An 8099-nucleotide genomic window follows, 5' to 3' on the forward strand; every position below is an offset into this window, starting at 1 on the left:
TCCAACGTTGAGGCGCGCGCCTGCCCCATGATGAGACCATGAGCGACGCATCCGGGGGCAGGCGTGGGTCGAGCAGACCGAAGGGCCGCGCGGCCGTTCGGTGGGTGGCCGCCCTGGCCGTGCTGGCCTGGCTCGCCATCGGGGGCATCGGCGGTCCCCTCGTGGGCCGGCTCTCCGAGGTCGCCACCAACGACAACGCGAACTTCCTTCCACCGTCCGCGGAGTCGACGTCGGTGAGCAAGCTCGTGGGCCGCACGACCGACACCCAGACGCTGCCCTACCTCGTCGTCGTCGAGCGCCCGAGCGGGCTGACCCCGGCGGACCTCGCGGCCGTGCAGCGCTACGTCGACGGGATACCCGGGCTCAAGCTCGCCGACCCCGGACGCACCGTCGGCGAGTTCCTGCAGTCGCCCCCGACCCTCGCGATCCCCAGCCAGGACAAGCAGGCCGTGCTCGTCCCCGTCGCCTTCCTCGCCGACAAGGCCGAGGACACCATCGCCGGAGACACGGCGTTGTATGCCGTCGCGCAGGCCCTGCGCGAGTCCGCCGCGTCGACGTTGGGAGCGTCCGGGCTGACCGTCCACGTCACCGGGGCCGGTGGCTTCTTCGCCGACTTCATCATCGCCTTCGGCGGCATCGACGGCATCCTGCTGCTCGTCGCGCTCGGGGTCGTCTTCCTCATCCTGCTCATCGTCTACCGCAGCCCGATCCTGCCCTTCGCCGTGCTCATCTCGGCGGTGTTCGGCCTCTCGCTCGCGGCGCTCGTCGTCTTCCCCCTGGCCGAGAACGGCACGATCAGCCTGAGCGGCCAGAGCCAGGGCATCCTGTCGATCCTCGTCGTCGGCGCCGCGACCGACTACGCCCTGCTCCTCGTCGCGCGCTTCAAGGAGGAGCTGCACGACGAGGAGTCGACGTGGGCGGCGATGAAGATCGCGTGGCGGGCCTCGCTCGAGCCGATCGCCGCGAGCGCCGCCACCGTCGTCCTCGGGCTGCTCTGCCTGCGCCTGTCGGACCTCGGGAGCACCAAGGGTCTGGGTCCCGTCGGCGCACTGGGCATCGTCGGCGCCTTCGTCGCCTCCCTGACCTTCCTGCCTGCCGTGCTGCTCCTCATCGGCCGACGCATCTTCTGGCCACAGGTGCCCCACGTCGACCACGTGCACAGCGCGGACGCAGTGGGCACCCGCGGCATCTGGGGCCGGGTCGCGGGCATGGTCGGGCGCCATCCCCGACGCACCTGGGTCGTCACCCTCCTCGCCCTCGCGACCTGCGCGGCGTTCCTGCCGACGCTCAACGCGCGCGGCATCGCCCAGTCCGACCTCTTCCTCACCCGGGTGGACTCCGTCACCGGGCAGGAGGTGCTCGCGCGCCACTTCCCCGCCGGGTCCGGCTCCCCCGTCCAGATCGCCACCCCCGAGGCCAAGGCCGATGCCGTGGTCGCGGTGCTCGAGTCGACCGACGGGGTCAGCAGCCCGCAGGTGGGACTCGTCCCCGGCCAGCCCCCGAAGGTCGTCGACGGCCAGGTCATCGTGCAGGCCACGCTCGACGCCGCCGCCGACAGCGTCGCGGCCGAGGACACCATCGAGACCCTGCGCGCCTCCCTCGACCGGGTCGGCTCCGACGTGCTCGTGGGAGGGACCACCGCGACGAACCTCGACGTGCGCCTCGCCAGCGAGCGCGACCTCAAGGTCATCATCCCGACGATCCTCGCCGTCATCTTCGTCGTGCTCATGCTGTTGCTGCGATCGATCGTGGCTCCGCTCGTCCTCGTCGCCGCGAACGTCCTGTCGTTCGCCGCGACGATGGGCGTCTCCGCGCTCGCGTTCAACCACGTGTTCGGGTTCCCGGGCTCCGACCCGTCGACGCCGCTCTACGGCTTCGTCTTCCTCGTCGCCCTCGGCATCGACTACTCGATCTTCCTCATGACGCGCGTCCGTGAGGAGTCGCGCACCCGCGGCACCCGGCCCGGCATCCTCGTGGGGCTCGCGGTGACGGGCGGTGTCATCACGAGCGCTGGCATCGTCCTCGCGGCGACCTTCTCGGCGCTCGCGGTGCTCCCGATCCTCTTCCTCGTCCAGATCGCCTTCATCGTCGCCTTCGGCGTGCTGCTCGACACGCTCATCGTGCGCAGCCTGCTCGTTCCCGCGGTCTCCTACGACCTCGGCGACCGCATCTGGTGGCCCATCGGCCTCCGCCGGACGTCCGGCGCGGACGCGGAGGCGGGCGAGATCGACCGTGAGGGACCCGGGGCACCGCGGACTAGTGCGGCTTCAGGACGATCTGCAGAGCGATGACCGCGAGCCCGACGAGTCCCCCGGCGAGCGCACCGGCGACCAGCCACGGTCCCCGCAAACCGGCCCTGCTGCTCGCGACCGCCGACAGGAACACGAGGGTCAGCAGTCCCGTGAGCTCCACCACGGGAAGGGTGTCGGCGTTGCCCAGCGAGGTCACCCGACCGATGACGAGGACGGCGAGCGGGGGTACGGCTGCCAGCAGGAGGTGCACCTGCCGGCGCGCCACTGCCAGCCACTCCACGGTGGTGAGCCTCCGCTTCACCTCAGCGTGCTCATGGAGGACCTCCGAGAACGCGTGCGCCAGACACACGGCCACGATCGGTGAGACGACGACGACGACAGCCGATGGAAACGGGAGGTCGGACCAGCCGGAGTAGGCGGAGAGCACAGCCATCACGACGATGGTCGCGTACGTCAGACGCTCCAGGTCCAGGGCGATCCCGGCGACGCGCACCGAGTGCCGATCTTGCCTCGTCACGCACCCAAGGCTGGCACGGAAGTCGTGGCCGCTCAGCGGATCGTCGAACGACGTTGCGCCGCAGCCCTGCCGCGCGGCTCGTTTGGTACTAGCCTGACAAGCGCTGAGGTTGAGGCACGCGGAGCGGGGGACGACCCATGAGCGAGAGCGGCACGCCGGCATCGACTGCGGACACCGAGACCCCACCCTTCGCGCTGGACGCCGACGAGGTCGTGGCCGCGGCGGGCTCCGACGCCGACTCAGGTCTCAGCGGAGCGCAGGTTGCGAGTCGCCTGGCGACCTTCGGCCCCAACGCGATCGCCGCCGAGAAACCACCGTCCGTCTGGGCCGTCGCCGCGAGCCAGCTGCGCGACCCGATGAACATCATGCTGGTGGCCGTCGTGGTCGTGAGCCTCGTCATCGGCCAGGTGTCGACCGGCGTGATCGTCGGTCTGCTCATCGTCCTCAACCTCGCCCTCGGCACCCGGCAGGAGCTGACGGCCCGGGCCAGCGTCGACGCCCTCGCCAAGATGCAGACACCGCAGGCGCGGGTCGTCCGTGACGGCGCGCTCTCCCTCGTCCCCGCCACCGAGATCGTCCCCGGGGACGTCGTGCAGGTCGAGGCCGGCGACATCGTCCCGGCGGACGGACGCATCGTCCGGTCCGCCACCCTCGAGGCCCAGGAGGCGGCGCTGACCGGGGAGAGCGTGCCGATCGCGAAGGACCACTCCGCTCTGGGGTCCGTGGACGTCGCTCTGGGCGACCGGACCAACATGCTCTTCCAGAACACGTCCGTCACCCGCGGCACGGGCACGGTCGTGGTCACGGCCACCGGGCAGCGGACGCAGATGGGCCAGATCGCGACCATGCTCAGCTCGGTCACGCGAACGCGTTCACCACTGCAGAAGGAGCTCGACACCCTCACCAAGGTGCTGGGCCTCATCGCCTGGGGAGCCGTCGCCGTCATCGTCGTCGTCGGCCTCGTCCGCGGGACCCCGGCCAAGGACCTGCTCCTGCTGGGCACGGCGATGGCGGTCTCCGCGATCCCCACGGGGATGCCGGCCTTCGTCTCCGGGCTCCTGTCGATGGGCGCCAAGCAGCTGGCTGCGTCCAAGGCCGTGGTCAAGAACCTCACCGACGTCGAGACGCTCGGGTCGACGAGCGCGATCAACACCGACAAGACGGGCACGCTGACCCTCAACGAGATGATGGTGTCCACGCTGTACGCGAGCGGGGCGTGGTTCACCGTCGACGGCGAGGGCTACCGCAAGAGCGGGGCGATCCGGGCCGTGGCCGGCACACCGGTCCCCGACTTCACGCGTCTCGGGCTCGGGCTGTGCCTCGACAGCGACGCGGTGGTCGGCGACGACGGCTCGGTGATCGGCGACCCCACCGAGGCGGCGTTGGTGGTGCTCGCTGCGAAGCTCGGCATCGACGCCGAGGAGACCCGCCGAACCTACCCGCGCCTGGCCGAGGTGCCCTTCGACTCCGAGTACAAGTTCATGGCCACCTTCCACCGGGTGACGATCGAGGGGGCCGAGCACGTCATCGAGCTCGTCAAGGGCGCCCCCGACGTCGTCATCGCCCGGTGCACCCTGGCAGGTGGTCCGCTCAGTGGCTCGCAGGTCCCGATCGGACAGGCGCTCGACGGCCTCCGGGGGGCCAACGAGCGCATGGGCGGCAAGGGACTGCGCGTCCTCGCGTTCGCGGCCCGGCTCGTCACCGACGACGAGCTCGCGACGATGACCGCCGACCCGATGGCCCTGACGCAGGGCCTGTCCTTCGTCGGGCTCGCCGGGATCATCGACCCCCTGCGCACCGAGGCGAAGAGCGCTGTCGCGACGGCCCTGAAGGCTGGGATCGACGTGCGGATGATCACCGGCGACCACGCCGTCACCGCTCACGCGATCGGCCTGGAGCTGGGGCTGGGCCCGGGGGCCATCAGCGGCGCCGAGCTGCAGGCGCTGAGCGACGAGGAGCTGAAGCAGCAGCTGGCCATGCTGCACGTGTTCGGCCGCGTGACGCCCGAGGACAAGCTCCGGCTGGCTCGGGCGATGCAGGAGGAGGGGATGATCGTCGCTATGACCGGCGACGCCGTCAACGACGCGGCTGCCCTCAAGCAGGCAGACATCGGCGTCGCGATGGGGAGCGGAAGCGAGGTGACCAAGCAGGCCGCGCGCATGGTGCTGACGGACGACAACTTCGGGACGCTCGTCCATGCCGTCGAGATCGGCAGACGCGCGTACGACAAGGTCGTCTCGTACGTGCGCTACCAGATGACCCAGCTGCTCTCGCTCGTGTTCCTGTTCCTCGCGGCAACGGTGTTCGACGTCAACCGGGGTGTCGCGATGACCCCGACCATGGTGCTCTTCCTGCTGTTCTTCGCGACGGCCGTCGGTGTCATCGTCATCGCTGTCGACCCTGGTGACCCTGACGTCATGAACCGGCCGCCCCGCGACCCGGGCATCACCATCACGAACCGGTCGGCCGTCGTCATGTGGCTGGTCTACGCGGCGGTGCTCTTCGTCGCCGCCTTCTTGCCGTTGGTCCTCGGGCCGGACGAGCCGAGCCCCACGCGAGCCTCCGTGTCGATGACGATGACGTTCGTGGTGATGGGCCTGGGCACCGCCTTCAACGCGGTGGTCAACCGGCGCGACCCCACCAGCGGTCTCACGCCCCCGATCCTCAGGGCGCTGGCGATCGCCCTCGTCCCCGTGGGGATGCTGCTCCTGGCGACCCAGCTACCGACGTTGCAGCAGGCGCTGCTGACCTCCGAGCTCACGCCGACCCAGTGGCTGGTGTGCACAGCCCTGGCAGCAGCGCTCCCCGCCGTCGTCGAGCTCGGCAAGCTGGTCAGGCGGCGCCGGCACCAGCCTGCGGACGCCCTCGACCTGCAGTCGACCGTCGCGCCCGCCCGGGCCCTGACGACGACGCCGCGCGCCTGAGCGGCGACCCGCGGTCTCAGGTCGCGCGCACCGCCGGCGCGGCCCCGACGTCGTCCCTTCTCGTCAGCTCACCGGCGATGTCGCGTTGCATCATCTCCGCCACGACAGCGGTGTCGAGGCCCTGCCCGAGCAGGACCGCGAGCTTGGTGAGCGCCGCCTCGCACGTCATGTCGTAGCCCGGCACGGCGCCGGCCCGCATCAGGGCCGACCCGGTCGCGTACGCCCCGGGCTGCACCGACCCGCGTACGCACTGGGTGACGACGACCACGACGATGTCCGCGGCCGTCGCGGCCTCGACGACGGCCATGAACTCCCGGTCGTTCGAGGGTCCGTTGCCCGCCCCGTAGGCCTCGATGACGAGTCCCTGCAGCGGCGGTCGGCACACGTTCGCGAGGATGGAGGCCGAGAACCCGGGAAAGAGCCGCACCGCCGCCACCTCCCCCAGCCGTCCGGCCCTGAGCTCGGGTTCGCCGTCGGCGGGGCGCACCAAGGACGTCCGGACGTCGATGTCGATGCCGATCGCGGCGAGCGCTGGGAAGCGTGGGGAGTCGAAGGCGTCGAGACCCGAGGCGTCGACCTTCGTCGCCCGGTTGCCTCGGAGCAGCACCTCCCCGAAGAGCAGCGTGCTCTCGGGGACGTCCGAGCGCGCCGCGACCTGGAGAGCGCCGATGAGGTTCTGCCGTCCGTCGCTGCGGGTGCGGGCGACGGGGATCTGCGAGCCGGTGACGATGACCGGCTTGCCGAACGACGGGAGCAGGAACGAGAGCGCGGACGCCGTGTAGGCCATCGTGTCCGTCCCGTGCAGGACGACGAACCCACGATGACGGCTGCGCTGCTCATGGAGGACTCGCGCGATGGCGCACCAGTCGTCGGGCGTCGCGTTGGCGGAGTCGATCGGCGGGTCCAGCTCCTCGAAGACGATCGGGGGCAGCTCCCCCCTCGAGTTCTCCACGATCCAGTCGACGTACGGAGCGAGCGCACCGGGCACGGGTGCGTAGCCGTCGGGGGTGTCGACCATGCCGATGGTCCCGCCCGTGTGGAGCACGAACACGCTGTCGCTCACGAGCATCTCCCTTCGTCGGACCCACTCGGCGGACTCGGCGGGCCGACACGGCCCACCCGCTGTCGCCGCTGGTCCCGGCGCCCGCGCAGCTCACCGTGGCACTCGCCGTGCGCCCTGTCCAGAGGACACGGGGCATCGAGACCGGCGGATCGCCACGCCTCTCCTGTCGGCCCGCCGCTTGCAAGCGCGCTCCTCCGGGCGGAGGTTCCGAGGGTCGACTACCCACGAACGGTCCCCCGCGGGGCCCGGAGCGCCTACAACTGGAGCATGAGCATGCATGAGGAGGAGCGTCGTCGGGCCGGGACACCGGCTGAGCTCGAACCACGGGGGCGGGTGCTCGAGGAGATCCGTACCCCGAGAGCCGCGGCCATCGCCGGGATCGCCTTCGCCGTGCTCCTGGGTGCGGTCGTCATCCTCATGTACCTGGCGCTCCCGGGCACCGGCAGTCGCTCGACATGGATCACCGACGCGGAGCGGCGCGGCAGGGTGACGCTCGCGATGCAGCTGACCCCCTACGCGGGCATCGCCTTCCTCTGGTTCATCGGGGTGATCCGTTCCCGCCTCGGCCACCGTGAGGACAAGCTGTTCGCGACGACCTTCCTCGGGTCGGGGCTGCTCTTCGTCGCCATGCTGTTCGCGGCCTCTGCAGATGTCGGAGCGTTGCTCGCGCTCTACGACGGGCCCGACAGCGTCTCGCCGGAGTACGTCCGTCAGGTCGGGGCGGTCAGCACCGCTCTCCTGACGACGTTCGGCATCCGCATGGCAGCGGTCTTCACCATGGTCGTCACGAACCTCGGTCGCCGCGCCGGCATCGTGCCGCGCTGGCTGGTGGCCGTGGGTTTCGTGGTCGCGCTCGTCCTGCTGCTCGCACCGCCTCGGACGGTGTGGGCCGTCCTGCTCTTTCCCGTGTGGGTCCTGCTCCTCAGCCTGCACCTGCTCGTCACGTCGTTCCGACCCGACACGGCAGCGGCCTAGCGACACCACGAGAAGCCCTGCGGGCGAGGGAGCGTCGAGGATCCGACGAACGGGCCGTCACGCGTGAGGCGCCGTCATGCACACCGGAGAGCTGGTGTACGGGTTCGGTTGATGGTTGACGGTTGTGTGTCGGTTGATCCTTGACACTCGTTGTTGGTGTTCATTCTGCTCTGGTCTTGGTCAGGGCACCTCCCAGGGGTCGCTTGTTGCGGACGGATCCGGTGCTCTCGCGTCGCACGGTGCGGAGCAGTTCGTTGCCGATCCAGAACTGCAGGATCTCCGGTCCGACGTGCACGTCGCAGCGTTCCCCGGCCCAGTGTCGTCCAACGGACACCTGCTGCCAGGAGACGCACACGACGCCGACGGTC

Annotated in this window: 5 protein-coding genes and 1 pseudogene; 3 read left to right on the forward strand and 3 right to left on the reverse strand. The window is 70.5% G+C overall.

Annotation, left to right across the window (positions count from 1 at the left end):
* The first annotated feature begins 38 nt into the window (after positions 1 to 38).
* Positions 39 to 2291: an MMPL family transporter gene (locus tag H283_RS24675; protein WP_051103576.1), complete on the forward strand. Its 2253-nt coding sequence runs from the start codon at positions 39 to 41 to the stop codon at positions 2289 to 2291.
* On the opposite strand, the gene H283_RS27655 is transcribed toward H283_RS24675, so the two are convergent.
* The gene (locus H283_RS27655) at positions 2257 to 2769 is read right to left on the reverse strand and encodes a hypothetical protein (protein ID WP_231372256.1); all 513 of its coding nucleotides are present in this window, start codon (positions 2767 to 2769) and stop codon (positions 2257 to 2259) included. The genes H283_RS24675 and H283_RS27655 overlap by 35 nt on opposite strands.
* Positions 2770 to 2906: 137 nt before the next feature.
* On the opposite strand from H283_RS27655, the gene H283_RS0110255 reads away from it, so the two are divergent.
* Positions 2907 to 5693: a cation-translocating P-type ATPase gene (locus H283_RS0110255; protein WP_020143430.1), complete on the forward strand. Its 2787-nt coding sequence runs from the start codon at positions 2907 to 2909 to the stop codon at positions 5691 to 5693.
* A gap of 16 nt (positions 5694 to 5709) precedes the next feature.
* Here H283_RS0110255 and H283_RS0110260 read toward each other — a convergent pair whose 3' ends face one another.
* A complete protein-coding gene (locus H283_RS0110260) occupies positions 5710 to 6756 on the reverse strand; it encodes a type I asparaginase (protein ID WP_196805946.1) in 1047 nt (348 codons plus the stop codon).
* Between the two features lie 267 nt (positions 6757 to 7023).
* On the opposite strand from H283_RS0110260, the gene H283_RS0110265 reads away from it, so the two are divergent.
* Complete coding sequence (locus tag H283_RS0110265; RefSeq protein WP_196805947.1) at positions 7024 to 7731, forward strand: hypothetical protein; 708 nt, start codon at positions 7024 to 7026, stop codon at positions 7729 to 7731.
* A 160-nt stretch (positions 7732 to 7891) separates the two neighbouring features.
* Here the strand turns inward: H283_RS0110265 and H283_RS28400 are convergent.
* Positions 7892 to 8099 (reverse strand): annotated as a pseudogene (locus H283_RS28400) (hypothetical protein); the annotation flags it as partial.

The sequence above is a fragment of the Terracoccus sp. 273MFTsu3.1 genome (assembly GCF_000383675.1).
Classification (GTDB): domain Bacteria; phylum Actinomycetota; class Actinomycetes; order Actinomycetales; family Dermatophilaceae; genus Terrabacter.

Excerpts from the sequence above, each read along its gene's own strand:
- H283_RS24675 (WP_051103576.1), top strand. The coding sequence starts at position 39 with ATGAGCGACGCATCCGGGGGCAGGCGTGGGTCGAGCAGACCGAAGGGC.
- H283_RS0110255 (WP_020143430.1), top strand. The coding sequence starts at position 2,907 with ATGAGCGAGAGCGGCACGCCGGCATCGACTGCGGACACCGAGACCCCA.
- H283_RS0110265 (WP_196805947.1), top strand. The coding sequence starts at position 7,024 with ATGAGCATGCATGAGGAGGAGCGTCGTCGGGCCGGGACACCGGCTGAG.